The organism is Streptomyces sp. NPDC026417 (assembly GCF_055567695.1).
This window is the reverse complement of the sequence record NZ_JBVHPY010000023.1, coordinates 104,134-125,004: the sequence shown is the minus strand read 5'-3', so window position 1 is coordinate 125,004 and position 20,871 is coordinate 104,134. Positions and strand designations below refer to the sequence as shown.

At 73.1% G+C, this 20,871-nt stretch carries 12 protein-coding genes, 1 pseudogene and 1 riboswitch; of the genes and pseudogenes, 8 read left to right on the top strand and 5 right to left on the bottom strand.

The features are described from left to right. Positions 1-143: 143 nt before the first annotated feature. Positions 144-497, top strand: coding sequence for a hypothetical protein (locus tag ACZ4NT_RS30915; protein ID WP_121405566.1), 354 nt, complete (start codon positions 144-146; stop codon positions 495-497). A 139-nt stretch (positions 498-636) separates the two neighbouring features. On the opposite strand, the gene ACZ4NT_RS30910 is transcribed toward ACZ4NT_RS30915, so the two are convergent. Next, positions 637-1,788, bottom strand: a complete 1,152-nt coding sequence (locus ACZ4NT_RS30910) for an NlpC/P60 family protein (protein ID WP_121405567.1) — start codon at positions 1,786-1,788, stop codon at positions 637-639. An 8-nt stretch (positions 1,789-1,796) separates the two neighbouring features. Then, positions 1,797-1,968, bottom strand: a riboswitch (cyclic di-AMP (ydaO/yuaA leader). A 381-nt stretch (positions 1,969-2,349) separates the two neighbouring features. On the opposite strand from ACZ4NT_RS30910, the gene pcrA reads away from it, so the two are divergent. Then, positions 2,350-4,833 carry a DNA helicase PcrA gene (gene pcrA / locus ACZ4NT_RS30905; protein WP_467728458.1) on the top strand — a complete coding sequence of 828 codons (2,484 nt, stop codon included), beginning with the start codon at positions 2,350-2,352 and terminating at the stop codon, positions 4,831-4,833. A gap of 181 nt (positions 4,834-5,014) precedes the next feature. On the opposite strand, the gene ACZ4NT_RS30900 is transcribed toward pcrA, so the two are convergent. Together ACZ4NT_RS30900 and ACZ4NT_RS30895 are read right to left on the bottom strand one after the other, a co-directional pair. Next, the gene (locus ACZ4NT_RS30900) at positions 5,015-6,625 is read right to left on the bottom strand and encodes a M23 family metallopeptidase (RefSeq protein ID WP_467728457.1); all 1,611 of its coding nucleotides are present in this window, start codon (positions 6,623-6,625) and stop codon (positions 5,015-5,017) included. 373 nt (positions 6,626-6,998) lie between these two features. Beyond that, a complete protein-coding gene (locus tag ACZ4NT_RS30895) occupies positions 6,999-7,859 on the bottom strand; it encodes an alpha/beta fold hydrolase (RefSeq protein ID WP_121405570.1) in 861 nt (286 codons plus the stop codon). Between the two features lie 507 nt (positions 7,860-8,366). Between ACZ4NT_RS30895 and ACZ4NT_RS30890 the strand changes: the two genes are divergently transcribed. Further along, a complete protein-coding gene (locus tag ACZ4NT_RS30890; protein WP_121405571.1) occupies positions 8,367-8,783 on the top strand; it encodes a cobalamin B12-binding domain-containing protein in 417 nt (138 codons plus the stop codon). Between the two features lie 356 nt (positions 8,784-9,139). Here the strand turns inward: ACZ4NT_RS30890 and ACZ4NT_RS30885 are convergent, their stop codons facing one another. Beyond that, the gene (locus tag ACZ4NT_RS30885; protein WP_467728456.1) at positions 9,140-10,768 is read right to left on the bottom strand and encodes a DUF5691 domain-containing protein; all 1,629 of its coding nucleotides are present in this window, start codon (positions 10,766-10,768) and stop codon (positions 9,140-9,142) included. A gap of 46 nt (positions 10,769-10,814) precedes the next feature. Then, positions 10,815-12,167 (bottom strand): SWIM zinc finger family protein, encoded by a 1,353-nt coding sequence (locus tag ACZ4NT_RS30880; RefSeq protein WP_467728455.1) that lies wholly within the window; start codon positions 12,165-12,167, stop codon positions 10,815-10,817. Positions 12,168-12,297: 130 nt separating this feature from the next. Here ACZ4NT_RS30880 and ACZ4NT_RS30875 point away from each other — a divergent pair, with 130 nt between their 5' ends. The 5 genes and pseudogenes from ACZ4NT_RS30875 to sucC all read left to right on the top strand — a co-directional run bounded on the left by ACZ4NT_RS30875 (position 12,298) and on the right by sucC (position 20,855). Then, on the top strand, positions 12,298-13,461 hold the full coding sequence (locus tag ACZ4NT_RS30875; RefSeq protein ID WP_467728454.1) for an ATP-binding protein: 1,164 nt from the start codon (positions 12,298-12,300) through the stop codon (positions 13,459-13,461). Positions 13,462-13,634: 173 nt separating this feature from the next. Next, positions 13,635-15,995, top strand: a pseudogene (locus tag ACZ4NT_RS30870) (DUF5682 family protein); the annotation flags it as partial. Positions 15,996-16,228: 233 nt separating this feature from the next. After that, a complete protein-coding gene (locus ACZ4NT_RS30865; protein WP_467728453.1) occupies positions 16,229-17,434 on the top strand; it encodes a vWA domain-containing protein in 1,206 nt (401 codons plus the stop codon). 215 nt (positions 17,435-17,649) lie between these two features. Further along, entirely contained in the window at positions 17,650-18,879 is a 1,230-nt protein-coding gene (locus tag ACZ4NT_RS30860; protein ID WP_467728452.1) for a hypothetical protein, read from the top strand. A 797-nt stretch (positions 18,880-19,676) separates the two neighbouring features. After that, positions 19,677-20,855 (top strand): ADP-forming succinate--CoA ligase subunit beta, encoded by a 1,179-nt coding sequence (gene sucC, locus ACZ4NT_RS30855; protein ID WP_121405576.1) that lies wholly within the window; start codon positions 19,677-19,679, stop codon positions 20,853-20,855. The last annotated feature ends 16 nt before the right edge of the window (positions 20,856-20,871 follow it).

Below are 20,871 nucleotides of genomic sequence, written 5' to 3'. Positions count from 1 at the left end.
CCCACCGACCCGACCCGACCCGACCCGACCCGACCGACCCGGCCTGGTCCGACCTGACCCGTGCTGAACCGGCCCGGGCGGGCGGGCTCGGGGGTGGGGGCGGTGCAGGGGCGCGGCGGGGCCCCCGATTAGGCTCCGGCCCCATGGACGTACTCATCCATCTCTTCGTCGGCCTGCACATCATCGGGATCGCCGCGCTCCTCGGCGGCTTTCTCACCCAGATGAAGGCGATGGGCCGGGGCACGGCCCGGTTCGTCCCCGCGATGCTGCACGGCGCGCTCACCATGCTGGTCACGGGCGTCGTACTGGTCGGCCTCAATCAGGCCGACGACAACTCGCTCGACAACATCAAGATCGGCGTGAAGCTCGCCCTGCTGATCGTGATCCTGGGGCTCGTCTACGTGAAGCGCGACGAGGAGAAGGTCGGGAAGGGCGCCTTCGCCACGGTGGGCCTGCTGACCACGGCGAACATCTTCATCGCGGTGCTCTGGACCTGACCGCCGACCGCCGACCGCCGACCGCCGGTCCCGTTCGCCGGGCCCGGCCTCCGGCTTCGCACCGGACCGGGGCCCGGGCCCGGCGTGACCGTCGGGTCACGCCGGACACGGCCGCGGCGGCCCGCCCGCGGATCCGCCCTCAGGCGGGGCGCACCACGCTGTGGATCGACGACTCGCCGTCGTAGTAGATCGACTCCTCGCGGACGTACGCGCCCGGCTTCGGGGCGTGGATCATCATCCCGTTGCCGACGTACAGCCCGACGTGGCTGATGTCGTCGTAGAAGAAGACCAGGTCACCGGGCTTGATGTCGGAGAGCGGGACCGTGGTGCCCGCGTCGACCTGGTCCCAGGTGGTGCGCGGCAGGGAGACCCCGGCGGCCTTCCAGGCGGCCTGGGTGAGACCGGAGCAGTCGTACGAGTCCGGGCCCGTCGCGCCCCAGACGTACGGCTTGCCGATCTGCGCCCGGGCGAACGCGAGCGCCTTGTCGGCCTTGGTGGCGTACGACGCGTCGTCCGCCGTGCCGCCCGTACTGCCCGCCGTCGACCCCTGGTCCTGCGGGGCGGCCTCCTGGCGCTGCTTCTCCTCCGCGGCCTGCTGCCGGGCCAGTTCCTCGGCCTTGCGCTCGGCCTCGGCCCGCTTCTTCTCCTCGATCGCCGCGAGCCGCGCCTTCTCCTCGGCCGTGAGCTTCGAGAGCAGTCCGCGGGCGTCGGCGAGCTTGCGCTGCACCTCCGCCTTGGTCGACTTCAGCGTCCGCTGCGAGGTGGTCAGCTTCTCCAGGCTCTCGGAGGCCTCCGCCCGCTTCTTCGTCGTGGCCGCCTGCTCGGTGACGTAGTCGTCGACGGCCTCCTTCTGGCGAGTCGTCAGGCGGCTCATCAGCTGGGTCTGGTCGAAGTAGTCCTGCGGGTCGTCCGCGAGCAGGAGGGTCGCGGTGTCGGGGGCGGCGGCTCCCGTGCGGTACTGGGCGGCGGCGTACGAACCCAGTTCCTCGCGCGCGGTGTTGAGCTTCTCGGTGCGCTTGGCCACGTCGTCGAGGAGGGTGTCCACGCGACGGCGCTGCTTGGAGCTCTTCTCCTTGGCCGCGTTGTACTTCTGGGTGGCCGTCTCGGCCTGGTGGTAGAGGTCGTCCACCTTCTTCTGGACTTCCTCCAGGCTCGGCTTGGGCTCGGCCGGCGCGGCGTTCGCCGTCTGCGACAGCAGGGCCACGGAGGTGAGGGCGGCCGTGGCGAGACCCGGGGCCCGTACGCCCGCTACGCGCGTACCCGCGGGACGCCATTTGCGATGCGACGCCAAGAGAGGCGACTCCTTCCATGATCCGCCTACCGAGTTAGCTGTCGGGTTCGGGCGGGTGGTTCGGAAGGGTTGCCCTACGGTCCGCGCCCGACAAGGCGGTCGGACCGATTCACCCCAAAGGTCGGTGGGTCCCCGGCTCCGGCTGGCGCACAGGCGCGCCGGACTCGGCGGAGGCCGCGCGGCCCGGCGACGTTCGCCGGTGGGGGTCGGGCGGCCTGACCGGCACGCTAGCCAACGCGTGTGGCTTCTGTGAAGGTTGATGTTCGATATGCCCGATACATTTCCGTGACCTTTTTCGCGGAGGCCGAGACGAGCCGCCGGTCCGGATCGTTTTCCGGTACTTGTCCCGAATCATCCGGCGTGTTGTGCGTCTCGTTCACGCCATCACCGGAGGTGACAGCGCGGTTCCGGAGGGCGAGAGGGGTGCCGTCCCGCGGCCTCCGTACGCGGGTCCGCCGGCCCGGCGGGGAGCCCCTGCCCGGCCCGCCCTGCTCCCGGAAACCGGCCGAGTTCCGGAGGTGGCCGCGGGGTGTCAGTGGGGCGGCCTAGACTCGGAAGGCGATGAGCAGCCTCTTTGACGACAGCTTCCTGGCGGACCTCAAGCCCTCCGGGGCCCACGAGGGAGAGCCCCCGCCGCCGCCCGAGGACGGGACGCCCGAGCAGCTTCCGGACGACCTGTTCGGCGGCCGCTTCGACGTGCCCCCGAGCCGGGACGGCTACTACCGCGACGGCGCCGTCCGCCCCGCGGTGGACCCGGCGGCGCTGCTCGACGGTCTGAACGAGAACCAGCGCGCGGCCGTGGTGCACGCCGGCTCGCCCCTGCTCATCGTGGCCGGAGCCGGCTCCGGCAAGACCCGCGTGCTCACGCACCGCATCGCCCATCTGCTGGGCGAGCGCCATGTGCACCCCGGCCAGATCCTCGCGATCACCTTCACGAACAAGGCCGCGGGCGAGATGAAGGAGCGCGTCGAGCAGCTCGTCGGCCCCCGCGCGAACGCGATGTGGGTGATGACCTTCCACAGCGCGTGCGTCCGCATCCTGCGCCGCGAGTCGAAGAGGCTCGGCTTCACCTCCTCCTTCTCCATCTACGACGCCGCCGACTCCAAGCGCCTCATGGCCCTGGTCTGCCGCGACCTGGACCTCGACCCCAAGCGCTTCCCGCCCAAGTCCTTCAGCGCCAAGATCTCGAACCTGAAGAACGAGCTGATCGACGAGGAGGACTTCGCCGCCCAGGCCACCGACGGCTTCGAGAAGACCCTCGCCCAGGCCTACGCCATGTACCAGTCGCGCCTGCGCGAGGCCAACGCCCTCGACTTCGACGACCTGATCATGACGACGGTCAATCTGCTGCGCGCCTTCCCCGACGTGGCCGAGCACTACCGCCGCCGCTTCCGCCACGTGCTCGTCGACGAGTACCAGGACACCAACCACGCGCAGTACGCCCTCGTCCGCGAGCTCGTCGGCACCGGCGAGCACCCCGTGGACGTGCCCCCGGCCGAGGGTGACCTGCCGCCCGCCGAGCTGTGCGTCGTCGGTGACGCCGACCAGTCGATCTACGCGTTCCGCGGAGCGACGATCCGCAACATCCTCCAGTTCGAGGAGGACTACCCGGACGCGACCACAATCCTCCTGGAGCAGAACTACCGCTCCACGCAGACGATCCTGAGCGCCGCGAACGCCGTCATCGAGCGCAACGAGAGCCGCCGCCCCAAGAACCTGTGGACCAACGCCGGCGCCGGCGCCCGCATCACCGGCTACGTCGCCGACACCGAGCACGACGAGGCGCAGTTCGTCGCCGACGAGATAGACCGCCTCACCGACGCGGGCGAGGCCAAGGCCGGCGACGTCGCCGTCTTCTACCGGACGAACGCCCAGTCCCGTGTCTTCGAAGAGGTCTTCATCCGCGTCGGCCTGCCGTACAAGGTCGTCGGCGGCGTCCGCTTCTACGAGCGCAAGGAGGTCCGGGACGTCCTCGCGTATCTGCGCGTGCTGTCGAACCCGGAGGACTCGGTCCCGCTGCGCCGCATCATGAACGTGCCCAAGCGCGGCATCGGCGACCGCGCGGAGGCCATGATCGACGCCCTCGCCCAGCGGGAGAAGATCAGCTTCCCGCAGGCGCTGCGCCGCGTCGACGAGGCGTACGGCATGGCCGCCCGCTCGACCAACGCCGTCAAGCGGTTCAACACGCTGATGGAGGACCTGCGGACAATCGTCGAGTCGGGCGCCGGTCCGGCGACCGTCCTGGAAGCCGTCCTCGAACGCACCGGTTATCTGGCCGAGTTGCAGGCCTCGACCGATCCGCAGGACGAGACCCGCATCGAGAACCTCCAGGAACTCGCCGCCGTGGCCCTGGAGTTCGAGCAGGAGGCCGGTGAGGGAGAGGCGGCCGGCAGTCTCTCCGAGTTCCTGGAGCGGGTCGCGCTCGTCGCCGACTCCGACCAGATCCCCGACGAGGAGGACGGCAACGGAGTCATCACCCTGATGACCCTGCACACCGCCAAGGGCCTCGAGTTCCCGGTCGTCTTCCTGACCGGCATGGAGGACGGCGTCTTCCCGCACATGCGCGCACTCGGCCAGCCCAAGGAGCTGGAGGAGGAGCGCCGCCTGGCGTACGTGGGCATCACCCGCGCGCGGGAGCGGCTGTACCTGACGCGTTCCTCCATGCGCAGCGCCTGGGGCCAGCCCTCGTACAACCCGCCGTCCCGCTTCCTGGAGGAGATCCCGGACGCGCACCTGGACTGGAAGCGCACGGGCTCCATGGGCCCGGTGAAGTCGGGTCCGGTCTCGGGTGTGGCGGCCTCGCTCTCCTCGTCCCGCTCGCGTTCCGCGGCCTCGGGGGCGTCCGGTTTCGCGACGCGCCGCGGTGCGGCCGAGAAGCCGGTGGTCTCGCTGGCCGTCGGCGACCGGGTCACCCACGACCAGTTCGGTCTCGGCACGGTGGTCGGCGTGAAGGGCACGGGCGCCAACGCCGAGGCGACGGTCGACTTCGGGGAGCCCAAGCCCAAGCGGCTGCTCCTGCGGTACGCGCCTGTCGAGAAGCTGTAGGAAGGCCCGGTCCGGCGATCACCGCCGGGCCGCCCTCCGGCCCCCGGGCCGCCCGGAAACCGCCGCTCGCGCGCGGAGCCGACGCCGAAGCCGGAGCCCGTGCGGCTCAGTCGGGTTCGCGATGGGGTCGATGAGGGAGCCGGAGCTGCTCAGGTGGAGGCGATGCCGGAGTCGGAGCGGCTCAGGTGGGGTCGATGCCGTGGCTGCGCAGCCAGGGCAGCGGGTCGATCGCCGAGCCGCCGGCCGGCCGGACCTCGAAGTGCAGGTGCGGGCCGGTCGAGTTGCCGGAGTTCCCGGAGAACGCGATCGGGTCCCCGGCCTTCACGGCCGTCCCCGACGCGACCTTGTACGTGGAGAGGTGGCAGTACCACGTCTCCGTACCGTCCTTGGCGGTCACGATCGCCATGTTCCCGTACGCGCTGTTCCACTGCGTCCGTACGGTGCCGTCCGTCGCGGCCATCACCGTCGTGCCGTAGGAGACCGGGAAGTCGATGCCCGTGTGCACGGACATCCAGTTGACACCGGACTGCCCGTAGTAGGCGCTGAGCCCCTTCTGGGCGACCGGAAGGGCGAACTTGGGGCGCAGCCGCTCCTTGCGGGCCGCCTCCTCCGCCGCCTTCTTCTTCTCGGCCTCCTGCTCGGCCTTGAGGTCGATCCGCTCCTGGGTCCGGCTCGCCCGGTCGGCGAAGTCGTCGGCATCGGCGGAGAGGTTCGCGAGCTGGGTGTCCAGCTTGTTGTTGGCGGCGGACGGCTTCACGGAGGCCGTCTTCTCCGGAGCGGCGGCCGTGGTCTCGGTGTTGTCGTCCGCACTCACGCTCACGACGGACGCGGCGGCGATCCCGGCGACCCCCATCACGCACGCGGAGGGCACGGCCACCGTCAGCAGAGCGGACCGTCTTGCCGGGGCGCGGCGCCGGGAACGGTTGCCGGCGCGCGACGCCGCACGCGAACCCGGGACCGCGGCCGGCGTCGCGGTGATCTCCTCGACTCCGTCGAGCAGTATCGGCTCCGGTTCCTGCGCACTGTCCCCGCCGTCTCCGTCGGCGGGGACGAACTCGTCGTCCTGACCGTCGAGTTCGCCCTGCTGCACCTGCTCGAAGGTGGCGGTGGCCTGCTGGTCGAAGGGAACGGCCTGCGGCTGGTCGTACGCCTCGGACGACGAGGCGGCCGAGTCGTACGTCTCGTACGTGTCCTGGCCGCCGTCGGAGTTCCACTGGGTGGCGTCGTACGCACCCGTGTCGAGCACCTGCGTGCCCCACTGCCGGGTGTGGTCGCCGTGGTCGAGCGGGTTGGTCTGCTCGGCCTGGTTCCAGGCGGTCGCGTCCCACTGTCCGGTGGCGTCCTGGCCCTGCGACTGCCCGGGGATTCCGGCGAGTTGCTGGTAGCCGGCGGCCCAGGTGGTGGTGTCGTAAGCACCGGTGTCGTACGCGGCGTGGTGCTGAGCCGCGTACGGGTCGTAACCCGGCGTCTGCCCGTCGGCCGGGGCGGGTGATTGGTGGTGGCCGCCGGCCGAGGCGTGATCGCCGCCAGGGGACCACTGCGTGGTGTCGTACGAACCGGTGGACGCGCCCATGTCGGTGCCGGGCATGTCGCCGAAGAGCGGGTCGGTCGCGAAGCTCGCGGTCCCGTAACTGCCGCCGCCTGATTCAAATCCGGTGGCGGGGTACCCGTCATACGTGGTGAAGTCGCCGTACGGGGCGCCCTGCTGGCCATACGGCGCGTAGTGCGCCGGGGCGGCATCGGGAGCCGGAGCCGGGGGAGTAACGGTCCCCGACGGGTGACGGTCGTTCACCAACTTCTCTTTCGCCTCGACAACAGGGGCTGGCAGAGCAGTGCGGCGACTGTACCCGGCGGTACGCGGGCGCGACAATCTTCGGCAGGTTTCGTGCTGGCGGGAAACGGGCATTCGGCCGTGTTTCGGGGGACTGCGGGCACGACCTTGGCCTGGCGTTCGATGAATGTTCGATATTGGACGACCGTCCGAGGGGTGTCCGGCGGGCGTTCAAGGGCGGTCGGGCCGCCTTCAAGCGCCGTCGAACCGCTGCCGGACCGCCGCCGCGTCACCGCGGGACCGCTGCCGGGGAGCCATCACGTCGCGGGCGGGTTGCCGTCGGATCGCCGTGCCCCGGCGGTCGGGTTGCCGCCGGACCGCTGTCGGATCGCCGTCAGGCCACCGTGAGGCCGCCGCTCCGGGCGACCGCCTGGGCTCCCCTCTCCTCGACGTCGAGCGCCTGGCGTATCCCGGTCGCGACCGCCGGATGGACCGGCAGAGCCAGGTGTCCGATGCCGCTCACCTGCACGTTCTCCACGAGCAGGTCCGGGTGGTCGACGCAGGCGGTCTCCAGGGGGTCCATCAGTTTGTCCAGATCGCTCCAGAAACTGACGAACTGCGTGCGGCAGCCCGGCGCGGGAAGCCGCAGTTCCTCGATCACGGGCGAGTCGGGGCGCATCTGCCGGACGATCGGATGGGCGTTCATCAACGGCGCGACCCGGGTGCCCGAGTGCGGCGTACCGAGCGTGACGAGCGTGCGCACACGGTGGTCCCCGCCGAGGCGCTGCACGTAGTAGCGGGCGATCAGCCCCCCGAGGCTGTGACCGACGACGTCCACCTGCTCGTGGCCCGTGCGCTCGCAGATCTCCTCCAGGTGCCGCCCGAGCAGCTCGGCGGCGGTGCGGATGTCGCACGTCAGCGGGGAGTAGTTGAGCGACTCGACGCGCTGCCTGCCGTGCTGGGCGAGGCTGCGGCGCAGCAGGACGAAGACCGAGCGGTTGTCGATGAAGCCGTGCAGCAGCACCACGGGGGGTTTTGCGTCGGTGGGCAGGGTGGCCGCGTCCGGTGAGGGGAGCGGCGGGGCGACCCGGCGCTCCTGGACGATGCCGGACGGGTAGAGGATCAGATGTCCGGCGAGGATCGTGATCTCCAGGGCGGTCGCCTTCAGGAGGGCGATCGACAGTCCGGCCAGTCTGCCGGGGAGCAGGCGCTGGCAGAGCGGTAGAAGGGGTTGCAGTGCCCAGGTGACCTTCACGGCCGACCTCCCGTCGGCACGCCGGAGGACGCCTCTGTCCCCCGTGTGCCCTCATGGAAAGCCGCGATGCGGTGAGTCGGTGGTGTGTGAGGGTCCCCGCCGCCAGGGCGCCCGGCTCGCGGCGCGCTGGTGCGGCAACTCGAAGCGGCTCTCCTTTGCGCACGCCCCGCTGCGGTGGCTGCCGCAGGTCCGTCGAGGCCCGAGCGGCGGGTGTGCCGCAGGATCTCGGAGACGTGCGCGGCGAACGTGTCCCATCGTGTGATTTCCCCCTCGGTCTCCACCGTGAAACTGCCGGGTGCGGGATGCTGGCGATAACGTTCGTTCACTTCCCCGGTCCGTGCGGCGCGGGGCGCCGTGCCGCAGGTGCATCCGGTGTGGTGAGCGGCGGTGTGTGCGATATCTGCCTGTATCTGCTGCTACGGGTTGTGCGGTGCGCTTTTCTCCGTGCAGGTTGTTGGATACAGGTTGTCCGGTTTCAGATTGTGTAGTCGGTTCATGGAGGCAGTGATGGGTGTGGCAGCCGGTCCGATCCGCGTGGTGGTGGCCAAGCCGGGGCTCGACGGCCACGATCGCGGGGCCAAGGTGATCGCGCGGGCGCTGCGCGACGCCGGTATGGAGGTCATCTACACGGGCCTGCACCAGACCCCTGAGCAGATCGTGGACACCGCGATCCAGGAGGACGCCGACGCGATCGGCCTCTCCATCCTCTCCGGCGCCCACAACACGCTCTTCGCGGCCGTGATCTCCCTGCTCAAGGAGCGCGACGCCGAGGACATCAAGGTCTTCGGCGGCGGCATCATCCCCGAGGCGGACATCGCGCCCCTCAAGGAGAAGGGTGTCGCCGAGATCTTCACGCCCGGCGCGACGACGGCGTCGATCGTGGACTGGGTCCGGGCGAACGTGCGACAGCCCGCGGGGGCATAGCTCTTCGGGCGGGACGCGCCTCCGACGGGGCGCTGCTCCGGCGGTACGACTCCGGCGGAGGGTGCCGTTCGGCGGGGCGAGTCCCCGGCGGGGCGCGCCGCTGGGGGCGCTGAGGCCGCAGGGGGCGGGCGCGCGTCGCCCTCGTTCCGGCGCAGCCCGGCGCCGGGGGGAGTGCGGGCGCGGGCGACTCCTCGTAGGCGCCGTGCCGGTCGAAGGTCCGGTGGTCGTCCTCGCCGGGTCCGCCGTCCCACCCCCAGTCCAGGTGTGCCGGTGTGCCGCGCCGGGGCGGGAACCCGCCAGCCGCGTGCCGGTCGCCGGGCCGCCCGCCGCAGGCACCGGTGCGGCGCGGGGGCCGGTCACGGGGCCGGTTCCCCGAGTTCCGCGGACATGGCCGCTCTGAGGCGCAGGGTCGTCGTCAGGCGCTGGAAGGCCTCGGCCCAGTAGCCGCCGGCTCCCGGCGAGGCGTCCTCCGGCTCGTCCGGAACCGCGGTGAGGCCCTCCAGCCGCCCGGCCTCCTCGGGATCCAGGCAACGCTCCGCCAGCCCCATCACCCCGCTGAAACTCCACGGATAGCTCCCCGCGTCCCGCGCGATGTTGAGCGCGTCCACGACGGCCCGTCCCAGGGGTTCGCTCCATGGCACGGCGCACACCCCGAGCAGCTGAAACGCCTCGGACAGTCCGTGCGTGGCGATGAACCGGGCCACCCACTCGGCCCGCTCGGCCGGGCCCAGCGTCGCGAGCAGCTTCGCCCGCTCGGCCAGTGACACCGCACCCGGCCCCCCGGCCTCCGGAGCGGACGGCGCGCCGAGCAGGGCCCGGGACCAGCCGGCGTCCCGCTGCCGCACCGCCGCCCGGCACCAGGCGGCATGCAGCTCCGCCTGCCAGTCGTCGGCCACCGGCAACGCCACGATCTCCTCCGGTGACCGTCCCCCCAGCCGCCGGGACCAGGTCCCGAGCGGGGCCGCCTCCACCAACTGGCCCAGCCACCAGGACCGTTCACCCCGGCCCGCCGGGGGCTTCGGGATCACGCCGTCGCGCTCCATGCCCGCGTCGCACTGGTGGGGCGCCTCGACGACGATCGCCGGTGCACTGCGCATGCGGTCCACGGCGACGCACGAGGCGGCCCGGTCCGCCATCCGCGCGGCGAGCGCCGAACCGGGCAGCGCGGACAGCAACTCCGCGGCCGTCGCCCGCACATTGCGGCTCCGGTCGGCCAGCGCGCGCTCCAGGAACGGCTCGTCCGCCGCGTCCAGTCCCGTGCGCAGCGAGTCGAGGAACATCAGGCGGTCCTCCGCCCGCTCCGTCGTCCACGTCGTCGACAGCAACTCGCGTGCGCTCGCCGGATCCCGGGCCCGGATCGACGAGAGGAGCGCGACCCGTTCGGCGAACAGTCCCTCCTCCCACAACTCCCTTGTCCGCTCCGGCTCCCCGGGCCCGGGGAGGGACGCACCGCCCCCGGGCGCGGCACGCAGCGCGAACCGCCAGTCCGGGTTCAGCCGCGCCAGCCACAGCGCGCGCGGGCCCGCGAAGGCCAGGGCGGCGGGCCGCAGGTCCGTGCGCCCCCGAGCGGCGTCCAGGAGTGCGGGCAGCGCTTGCGGCGGCGGGGCGAAACCGCGCGCGTTCGCCAGGGCCAGCCACTGCGGGAGCAGCTCCATCAGGTCCGGCGCCGCCCCCCTGCGGCCACCCGACCCCGCGCCGGGCCGGTCCGCCAGCAGCGTCGCGAGGCGCCGGGCCGCGGCGGGTGGCAGGGGCCGGCGGGAATCCTCCGGCGCCGGCTCGGGCCGTGGGGCGGCCGGCGCGGGACACAGCCCCGCCCTGCGCCGCACGGTCTCCACGGCCGCCGCGTCCAGCAGGGCCGCGGGTGCGTCCCGCCCCGGCGTCCACCCCGGTGGCGTACGCCGGTCGGTGCCGAGCAGAGCCGACGTGACGAGCTCCTCCCAGGCCTCACCCGCGAGGCCGTCGGCGGGAGCGGGCGTGCTGTTCATGTGCGTCCTTCCGGTGGCGGATCGGTCGGATGGGGCAGGAGGCGTGTCAGCACAGGGGCACCGCCTCCCCAGGGCCCTCCGGCCAGGCGGTCAGCGGAGTGAAGCCGCGGTGCCCGCACTCGCCGAAGACCGTGACGGGAGCGCCGCCGGAAAGGGCGACCAGGCGCCACAGGCCCGGCCGGGACACCGCGGACGGGGCCAAAGGGAGCGCCAATCCACCCTCGACGTCCGCCAGTTGCCAGGAGTCACCGGCCGGGGTCGGTATGACCCGGCTCAGTGTCACCGCACAGGAGTCCAGCCAGGGGTCGGACCGCAGGGCTTCGCCGTACCGAGCCGTGGCCCGGGATGCGGTCGTGCCCGGCGGACGGACCTCCGTGGGGGCGGGGGGCGTGAAACGCTCGCCCAGGGCCACCCTCGGCTGCCCCGCTCCCACGTACGCCGAGAGCTCCGCCTCGAAGGCCAGCCCGACCGGCAGCGTGGTCTCCGGTGCGCGGCCGGCCGCCCCGTAGGAGAGGAGCAGCGCGATCCTGCCGGAGTCCGCTCCGTACAACCAGATGCGGCGGGTGGTGAGGGCGCCGTCCGCCGTGTCGTACTGGGCGAGGACCAGCCAGTTGTCCCGCACCGGCGGGCCGTCGGCCGACCCCGGCAGCCCCACCCGTGAGCGGACCGTCGCCGCCAGCCCGTCCGGCAGCCGCTCTCGGCGCAGCCAGCCCCGGTCCAGGAGGTGGAGCAGCGCACACTCCTCCAGCAGACGCACCGGCCAGCCCGGACCCGACGCCGGGACGGCCCCCAACTCCCGCACCCGAGCCGCCAGTCCGGGCGCCTGCGCGTCGACCATGCGGGCCGCCGTCTCCTCCCACATCGCGTATCCCGCCTGCTCGGCCTGCGCCAGACCGCCGCGCAGCAGATCGGCCAGCCGCTGCTCCAACTCCGCGGCCCCCGCCGTGATCCGCTCGGCCCGGCGCCCCGCCCGGCGTCTGGCCGCCTCCGGATCGCCCGTGCCCGGAGACCCGGCCGCCCCCTCGGCCCGCTTCTCGTCCGCGCGCTTCCTTCTCCCCTCGAACCACTGCTCCGCCCAGTCCGGCGTCCGCCCCGGCGGCACCGTGCCGTCCCCGCCGGCCCAGAGCAGGAGCAGACCCAGCGCGTGCTTGCACGGGAACTTCCGGCTCGGGCAACTGCACATGAAGGCGGGCCCGGTGGGGTCCGCGAGGTCGACGGCCGTTCGGTACGGCTTGCTTCCGCTCCCCTTGCACAGCCCCCACACCGCCCCCTCGTCCGAACGTCCCGCCTCCGACCACGGCCCCGCCGCGCCGAGCTTGCTCCCCGCCTTGCGTGACGCGGCGTCAGGCGCCAGTGCCAGCACCTGATCCGCAGTCCAGCGCGCCCCCTGCTGAGTCATGTCCTCGAAGGTAGATCCCGCCACTGACAATCGGCCTTCTCGCGGTGTTTGTGCAGGTCAGAGTGATTGTCAGTGGCGTGGTGCACGGTGGAGCCAGATCGAACCGGCCGAGCTGGAGGGGGACCGAGCCATGTCCGTGTCCGTTGACCCGTCGTCCATCAATCCGTCCGCGGAGAGGCTCGCGGGACGGCCCGCGGAGGAGGCGGGCGGGACGGGTGAGGCGCTGCGGCCGCACGCCGAGACCGCTTTCGCCGCCGAACTCGCCGCGCTGGCCGCGCAGGACGACCGGCCCCGGCCGGCCCGCTGGCGGCTGTCGCCCTGGGCCGTCGCGACGTATCTGCTCGGCGGCACCCTGCCGGACGGCACGGTGATCACCCCCAAGTACGTGGGCCCGCGCCGCCTCGTGGAGGTCGCCGTCACCACGCTCGCCACCGACCGGGCCCTGCTGCTGCTCGGCGTGCCGGGCACCGCCAAGACGTGGGTGTCCGAGCATCTGGCCGCGGCCGTCAGCGGTGACTCGACGCTGCTCGTCCAGGGCACGGCGGGCACCCCGGAGGAGGCCATCCGCTACGGCTGGAACTACGCGCAGCTGCTGGCGCACGGGCCCAGCCGCGACGCGCTCGTGCCGAGCCCCGTCATGCGGGCCATGGCCGAGGGCATGACGGCCCGCGTCGAGGAGCTGACCCGGATCCCCGCCGACGTCCAGGACTCGCTGATCACGATCCTGTCGGAGAAGACCCTGCCCGTACCGGAGTTGGGTCAGGAGGTGCAGGCCGTCCGCGGCTTCAACCTGATCGCGACGGCCAACGACCGCGACCGCGGGGTGAACGACCTCTCCAGCGCACTGCGCCGCCGCTTCAACACGGTGGTGCTGCCCCTGCCGGAGAGCGCCGACGCCGAGGTCGAGATCGTGTCGCGCCGCGTCGACCAGATCGGCCGTTCCCTCGACCTGCCGTCCGCCCCCGAGGGGATCGACGAGATCCGTCGCGTCGTCACGGTCTTCCGCGAGCTGCGCGACGGCGTCACGGCGGACGGGCGGACCAAACTGAAGTCCCCCAGCGGCACGCTGTCCACCGCCGAGGCGATCTCCGTCGTCACCAACGGCCTCGCGCTCGCCGCCCATTTCGGCGACGGCGTGCTGCGCCCGGGTGACGTCGCCGCCGGCATCCTCGGCGCCGTCGTCCGCGATCCCGCCGCCGACCGGGTCATCTGGCAGGAGTACCTGGAAGCGGTGGTCCGGGAGCGCGACGGCTGGAAGGACTTCTACCGGGCGTGCCGCGAGGTGAGCGTATGAGCCTGCCGGGCGGGCGGCCGAGGGGGGCCGACGCGGACGAACCGGGTGCGGGCGCCCACGCGGAGCCGCGTGCGGACTCGGCCGCGCACCCTGCCGGGGGAGACAGCGGGACCTCGGGGGAGCGGAGGGACGGGCTTTCACCGGGCCGGAAACAAGGGCCGTTGCTGTTGGGGGTGCGGCACCACGGGCCGGGGTCGGCGCGGGCGGTGCGGGCGGTGCTGGACGAGGCCCGGCCCCGGACGCTGCTGATCGAGGGGCCGCCGGAGGCCGACGCGCTGATCCCGCTCGCCGCCGACCCGGACATGCGGCCGCCCGTGGCGCTGCTCGCCCATGCGGTGGACGAGCCCGGGCGGTCGGCGTTCTGGCCGCTCGCCGAGTTCTCCCCGGAGTGGGTGGCGATCCGCTGGGCGGTGGAGCACGGGGTCCCGGCCCGTTTCATCGACCTGCCGGCCACGCACACGCTGGCGTGGGGGAGGGAGGAGACGGAACCGGACGCCGAGCCGGCCGACGCCGATCCCGAGGCCGAGGGCGGTACCGACCCCGGGGCGGACGCCCTGCGCATCGACCCCCTCGCCGTGCTGGCGGAGACCGCCGGATACGACGACCCGGAGCGGTGGTGGGAGGACGTGGTCGAACACCGGAGCGGAGCAGCGACCGACGTGTACGCGCCCTTCGCCGCGCTCGGCGAGGCGATGACGGCCCTGCGCGAGGCGTACGGCGCAGGTGGCCACGACCGCGACCCGGTGCGGGAGGCGTACATGCGACTCCAGCTGCGCGCGGCGCAGCGGGAGTTCGGGGACGACGTGGCCGTCGTCTGCGGAGCGTGGCACGTGCCGGCGCTGCGCGAGAAGCGCCCGGTCGCCGCCGACCGCGCCCTGCTGAAGGGGCTGCCCAAGGTCAAGGCGGACATGACCTGGGTGCCGTGGACCCACCGCCGGCTGTCCCGGGCGGGCGGGTACGGCGCGGGCATCGACTCGCCCGGCTGGTACGGACACCTCTTCTCCGCCCCCGACCGCCCGGTCGAACGGTGGATGACCAAGGTCGCCGGACTGCTGCGCGACGAGGACCGGATGGTGTCGTCCGCGCACGTCATCGAGGCCGTGCGGCTGGCCGACACGCTCGCCGCGATGCGTGGCCGGCCGCTGCCGGGACTGTCCGAGACCACCGACGCCGTGCGCGCCGTGATGTGCGAGGGCTCGGACGTGCCGCTGGCGCTGGTGCACGACCGGCTGGTCGTCGGGGACGTCCTGGGGGCGGTGCCGGAGTCCGCGCCCGCGGTCCCGTTGCAGCGCGACCTGACCCGCCTGCAGCGGCGGCTGCGGATCAAACCGGAGCCTGCGGAGCGGGAGTTGGAACTCGACCTGCGCAAGGAGACCGACGCCGGGCGGAGCCGACTGCTGCACCGGCTGCGGCTCCTGGACGTCGGCTGGGGCGAGCCGACCGTGTCCCGCGGCAGCACCGGAACCTTCCGGGAGACCTGGCGGCTGCGCTGGGAGCCGGAGCTGTCCGTCCGGGTCGCCGAGGCCGGGGTGTGGGGCACGACCGTCCTGTCCGCGGCGACGGCGCGAGCCGCGTCGGACGCGATCGGCGCGAGCTCCCTGGCGGACGTCACCGAACTCGCCGAGCGCTGTCTGCTCGCCGAGCTGCCGGACGCGCTGCCCGTCGTGATGCGCGTCCTCGCCGACCGCGCCGCGCTCGACGCGGACGTCGGGCATCTGGCTCAGGCACTGCCCGCCCTGGTCCGGTCCCTGCGCTACGGCGATGTGCGCGGCACCGACACGCGGGCTCTCACCGAGGTCGCCGCGGGCCTCGCCGAGCGCGTCTTCGTCGGGTTGCCGCCCGCGTGCACGGCCCTCGACACGGAGGCCGCCGAGGAGATGCGGCGTCATGTGGACGCGGTCCAGGGGGCCGTGGGGCTGCTGGCGGAGGCGCAGGAGCAGGAGGGGACGGGCGGGGAAGCCGGACCGGAGGCGACGCGCAAGGGGGTCCGTGTCCGGGACCGCTGGTCCGCGGTCCTCGGGGTGCTGTCGGAGCGGGACACCGTGCCGGGCGTGATCCGAGGGCGCGCGGTACGGCTGTTGCTGGACGGCGGGCGGTTGGACCAGGAGGAGGCCGCGCGGCTCATGGGGCTCGTGCTCTCGCCGGGTACGGCACCGGCCGACGCGGCCGCGTGGATCGAGGGCTTCGTCGGCGGCGGCTCCGGCGGCGGCATGCTGCTCGTGCACGACGAACGGCTGCTCGGTCTGGTGGACGCCTGGCTGACCGGCGTTCCGGCCGACGCGTTCACCGACGTCCTGCCGCTGCTGCGGCGCACGTTCTCGGCGTACGAGACGGGCGTGCGCAGGACCCTGGGCGAGCTCGTGCGGCGCGGGCCGGGCGCGGGGGCGCGGGTCGCCGCCGGTTCCTCGGCCGTACCGGGGTTCGCTTCCGGCGTCGACACGGAGCGGGCGGACGCCGTACTGCCGGTGCTGCGGCTCCTGCTGGGCCTCGGGGAGCCGGAGGCCGACGGCTCGGCGGACACGGGTCTCGCCGGCGGCCCTCCCGACGGCGGAGGGGGCGCCACCGGCCCCGGTCTCCCCGGCGGTGTCGTCGGTCCCGGCGGACGCCGTCCCGGGACGGGCACCTCTCATGGCACCTCCGGCGCGGGAGACCTCGGCGCCGGGAGCACCGGGAGCGGCGACAGGGGCACCGCCGGCAGGGACGGCCCCGCGGGCGGCCAGGGCGGCCGGGCGAGCGACGACAGGAACGACCTCATGGGGGTGGCCTGATGGCCGGGGGAGTGACGAACACCGCGGGGACGGACGGCCGTTCCGCGACCGGAAGCGGGGCCGCGGCGGACGAGCGGCTGCGGCGGTGGCGGCTGGTCCTGGGGGGAGATGCCGCGGACGGCACCGGCTGCACCCTCGCCGGACAGGACGCGGCGATGGACGGTGCGCTCGCCGCGCTGTACGGCAAGGGGGACCGGGGCCGGCCGGCACGGGAGCGCGGGGCCGGTCTCGGGGCGTCGGCGCCGTCCGTCGCGCGATGGCTCGGGGACATCCGGACGTACTTCCCCTCCTCGGTCGTCCAGGTCATGCAGCGGGACGCCATCGACCGGCTCGGACTGGCCACGCTGCTGCTGGAGCCGGAGATGCTGGAGGCCGTCGAGGCCGACGTCCACCTCGTGGGCACCCTGCTGTCCCTGAACAAGGCCATGCCCGAGACGACGAAGGAGACGGCCAGGGCCGTCGTGCGCAAGGTCGTCGAGGACCTGGAGAAGCGGCTCGCCACCCGTACCCGGGCCACCCTCACCGGTGCGCTCGACCGCAGCGCACGGATCAGCAGGCCCCGGCACCACGACATCGACTGGAACCGCACGATCGCGGCCAACCTCAAGCACTACCTGCCGGAGCACCGCACGATCGTGCCCGAGCGGCTCATCGGCTACGGGCGGGCCTCCCGGTCCGTGAAGAAGGAGGTCGTCCTCTGCGTCGACCAGTCCGGGTCGATGGCGGCATCGGTGGTGTACGCGTCGGTGTTCGGGGCGGTTCTCGCGTCCATGCGGTCCATCGCGACGCGGCTCGTCGTCTTCGACACGGCGGTCGTCGACCTCACCGACCAGCTGGACGATCCGGTCGACGTCCTCTTCGGCACGCAACTCGGCGGCGGTACGGACATCAACAGGGCGCTCGCGTACTGCCAGTCGCAGATCACCCGGCCGGCGGACACGGTCGTCGTGCTGATCAGCGACCTGTACGAGGGAGGGATCCGGAACGAGATGCTGAAGCGGGTCGGCGCGATGAAGGCGTCGGGGGTGCAGTTCGTGACGCTGCTCGCCCTGTCCGACGAAGGGGCGCCGGCCTACGACCGGGAGCACGCGTCGGCTCTCGCGGCCCTCGGGGCTCCGGCGTTCGCCTGTACGCCGGACCTGTTCCCCGAGGTGATGGCGGCGGCGATCGAGAAGCGGCCTTTGCCGATACCGGACAACACGTGAGGAGAGCCGGATTCCGGTCATGAGTACCCATCGGTAACAGGGGACTTGCGCAACCTCCGCAGTCCCGTGCGAGGATCGGCACTCTCTTCGAATTCAGCGGTGTGTGCGCCGTGTTCCGCACCGCGCCGCCGGGTTCCGCCTCGTTCCGCCGCACGGGAGCTCTCGCCGTCTTGCCCCAGTCAGTCGCACCGTCCTTGCCCGGTGCCGCTCGGCGCGTGATGCGCTCGGCGGCCGGGCGGCGTGCGCTGCAACTGGGTCTGCTGGCGAGCGGCTTGTTCGTGCTGGGATTCCTCGGCGGGGGACAGGCCCGTGCGGCGGACTCGGCCCCGCCGGCGCCCACGGGTGCCGTCCGGTCGGTCCACGGAACGGTCGGGCTGCTCCGCGCGGGGGTCGAGTCGGTCGGTGGCGTGGTGCGGCAGACCGTCGGAGCCTCCACGGCCGAGGTGGTGGGGACGCCGGTCCGCACCGCGCACCCCCTCCCGGCCCCCGCCCGCCGGGACGCCCGTGCCACCCCGACGGCCCCGGACGCCTTCACCGCCCCGGCTGCCCCCTCCGCTTCCGGCGCTGCCGAGCAGCGTGCCCCGGTCCGTGCCCCGGGTCGGACCGTCCTCTCCCTCGGTCCCGCCGACCGGACTGCCCCCTCGGCCGCCCCCTCCGGCCGACCCGAGCTCCCTGCCGCCGGCGGCCTCCTCCGCCCGGCGACGGCTCAGCCCGTCCGCCCGGTCACCGGTGGGGCCTTGCGCCCTGTCACCGACCAGATCGTCCGCCCCGTCGCCGACGGAGTCGTGCGTCCCGTCACCGACCGGATCGTCCGCCCGGTCACCGGCCAGGTCCTGCGTCCCGTCGCCGGTGTCGTGCAGCCGGTCGGCGATCTCGTCGGAGGTGTGGTCGGGACGGTCGTCGAGGGGCTGGGTGAAGCTCCGGTGGGATTCCCCGAGTGGTCCGGGCAGCCGTCCGCACCGTCGGATCCCTCCCTCCCGTCGTTGCCGGGGTTCCCGGCTCAGCCGGAGGCGTCGGAGCCGCCCGTGTCGTCGCAGACGGGCCCGCTGCAGGCCGGCCCGCAGGAGACCGGGACCGGTACGACGCGAGCGGCCGCGGCGGGACCCGTGGGACGGGACTCCGGGGACGGAGCCACGCCCGCGTACGGGCCGAGGCCCGCGTGGGCCGGGGTGGCGGACAGCGGCGCCGGTGCGGCGCACGGGCGCCACGCCGACGGCGTACGGACCGTGCAGGCGGCGCCTTCACGGCAGGCGCCCGGCGGTGACCCGACCGACGTGTTCGCCGGCCGTTCGGTCCTGGACAGCGGAGCGCAGCGCCACGGCGACGCGCACGCCGTCACGCCGGACCCCCGGACGCCGCTGCGGCTCGTGCCCGGCGCCACTTCCGCCGTCACCACGGCCGGGACCAGGGACAGGCACCGGGAGATCCCCCGGTTCCCCGGTTAGCAGGCGCCCCTCTTCCCGCGGTGGTCCATCCCGCGGGGCGGCAGGCCGGCGCACCCTCCGGAGAGGGCCCCGGGCCCCGGCGGAAGCCCCGCACCCGGACCCCGTCCAGGAGCCGGCCCCGGGCCCCGTCCGGGAACAGCACGGGCCCGTCCCGGACCCCGGTTGAGGAACCGCACCCGCGCCCGGACCAGGAACCGCCCCGGACCCGGAGTCCCCGGCCCTCACCGGCCCGGACGGGCTCGGGCCGGTGACCTCGGACCACCACGGGGCCCCTGCACCGCGCCGAACCACCGCGTCCCACCCCGTCTCCGCACGATCACGGATCACGGATCACGGATCACGAAGGCGAACACGAACACGAGCCACGCCGTGCCACGGCGTGCCACCGACTCCGCGGGGGCGACAGCCCCGGACGGCCGAAGCCGTCGGTCCGTCCGCCGAGACCCCGCGGCCAGGCCCGCACGGTCCCCATTGGGGTGGGGACCGTGCGGACCGGGCCTCCCCGATCCATGGGGAGGCCGGGCCTCCGAAGCCGTCGGAGGCCCTCCCAGGGCCCTCACCGGGCAAACCCCAGCCCGGTGAGGGCCCGCTTTCGAGCGGATCTGTGACAGGTATCACCGCTCAGGTGTGATCTGCGATTTAGGGACCCACGGCGAGCGGCGATAACCTGCCGGACGGACATGCCGCGCGCTCGGACACCGTGTGCGCCACCCTTGTGACAGCGGACGTCACGTTGCCCTTCGCGGCACGCCCACGCAGACAACGAACCGCGAGATCACTGATAGGGACGGACGCGCGTGGACCTGTTCGAGTACCAGGCGAGGGACCTCTTCGCCAAGCACGGTGTACCGGTGCTGGCCGGTGAAGTCATTGACACGCCTGAGGCAGCCCGCGAGGCGACCGAGCGTCTTGGCGGCAAGTCCGTCGTCAAGGCCCAGGTGAAGGTGGGAGGCCGTGGCAAGGCCGGTGGCGTGAAGCTGGCCGCCACCCCGGACGAGGCCGTCGCCCGGGCGACGGACATCCTCGGGATGGACATCAAGGGCCACACGGTCCACAAGGTGATGATCGCCGAGACGGCTCCCGAGATCCTCGAGGAGTACTACGTCTCGTACCTTCTCGACCGCACCAACCGCACCTTCCTGGCCATGGCCTCGGTGCAGGGCGGCATGGACATCGAGGAGGTCGCGGAGAAGACCCCCGAGGCCCTCGCGAAGGTCCCGGTCGACTCCAACGAGGGCGTCTCGATCGAGAAGGCCCGCGAGATCGTCGCCCAGGCGAAGTTCCCGGCCGAGGTCGCCGAGAAGGTCGCCGAGGTCCTCGTGACCCTCTGGGACACCTTCGTCGCCGAGGACGCGCTCCTCGTCGAGGTGAACCCGCTGGCCAAGGTCGCCTCCGGCGACATCCTGGCCCTGGACGGCAAGGTGTCCCTGGACGCCAACGCCGAGTTCCGTCAGCCGGAGCACGAGGCGCTCGAGGACAAGGACGCGGCCGACCCGCTCGAGGCCGCGGCCAAGGCCAAGAACCTCAACTACGTCAAGCTCGACGGCGAGGTCGGCATCATCGGCAACGGCGCGGGTCTGGTCATGTCGACCCTCGACGTCGTCGCCTACGCCGGTGAGGCCCACGGCGGCGTGAAGCCCGCCAACTTCCTCGACATCGGTGGCGGCGCCTCCGCGCAGGTCATGGCGAACGGCCTGGAGATCATCCTCGGCGACCCGGACGTGAAGTCCGTGTTCGTCAACGTCTTCGGTGGCATCACCGCCTGTGACGAGGTCGCCAACGGCATCGTCCAGGCGCTGCAGCTGCTCGCCGACAAGGGCGAGGAAGTCACCAAGCCGCTGGTCGTCCGTCTCGACGGCAACAACGCGGAGCTGGGTCGCAAGATCCTGTCGGACGCCAACCACCCGCTGGTCCAGCGCGTGGACACCATGGACGGCGCGGCCGACAAGGCCGCCGAGCTCGCGGCCGCGAAGTAAGGGATAGAGGACCAGA

Bases quoted from the DNA above. Each gene is read 5' to 3' on its own strand.
- ACZ4NT_RS30915 (WP_121405566.1), top strand. From the start codon at position 144: ATGGACGTACTCATCCATCTCTTCGTCGGCCTGCACATCATCGGGATC.
- pcrA (WP_467728458.1), top strand. From the start codon at position 2,350: ATGAGCAGCCTCTTTGACGACAGCTTCCTGGCGGACCTCAAGCCCTCC.
- ACZ4NT_RS30890 (WP_121405571.1), top strand. From the start codon at position 8,367: ATGGGTGTGGCAGCCGGTCCGATCCGCGTGGTGGTGGCCAAGCCGGGG.
- ACZ4NT_RS30885 (WP_467728456.1), bottom strand. From the start codon at position 10,768: ATGAACAGCACGCCCGCTCCCGCCGACGGCCTCGCGGGTGAGGCCTGG.
- ACZ4NT_RS30880 (WP_467728455.1), bottom strand. From the start codon at position 12,167: ATGACTCAGCAGGGGGCGCGCTGGACTGCGGATCAGGTGCTGGCACTG.
- ACZ4NT_RS30875 (WP_467728454.1), top strand. From the start codon at position 12,298: ATGTCCGTGTCCGTTGACCCGTCGTCCATCAATCCGTCCGCGGAGAGG.
- ACZ4NT_RS30865 (WP_467728453.1), top strand. From the start codon at position 16,229: ATGGCCGGGGGAGTGACGAACACCGCGGGGACGGACGGCCGTTCCGCG.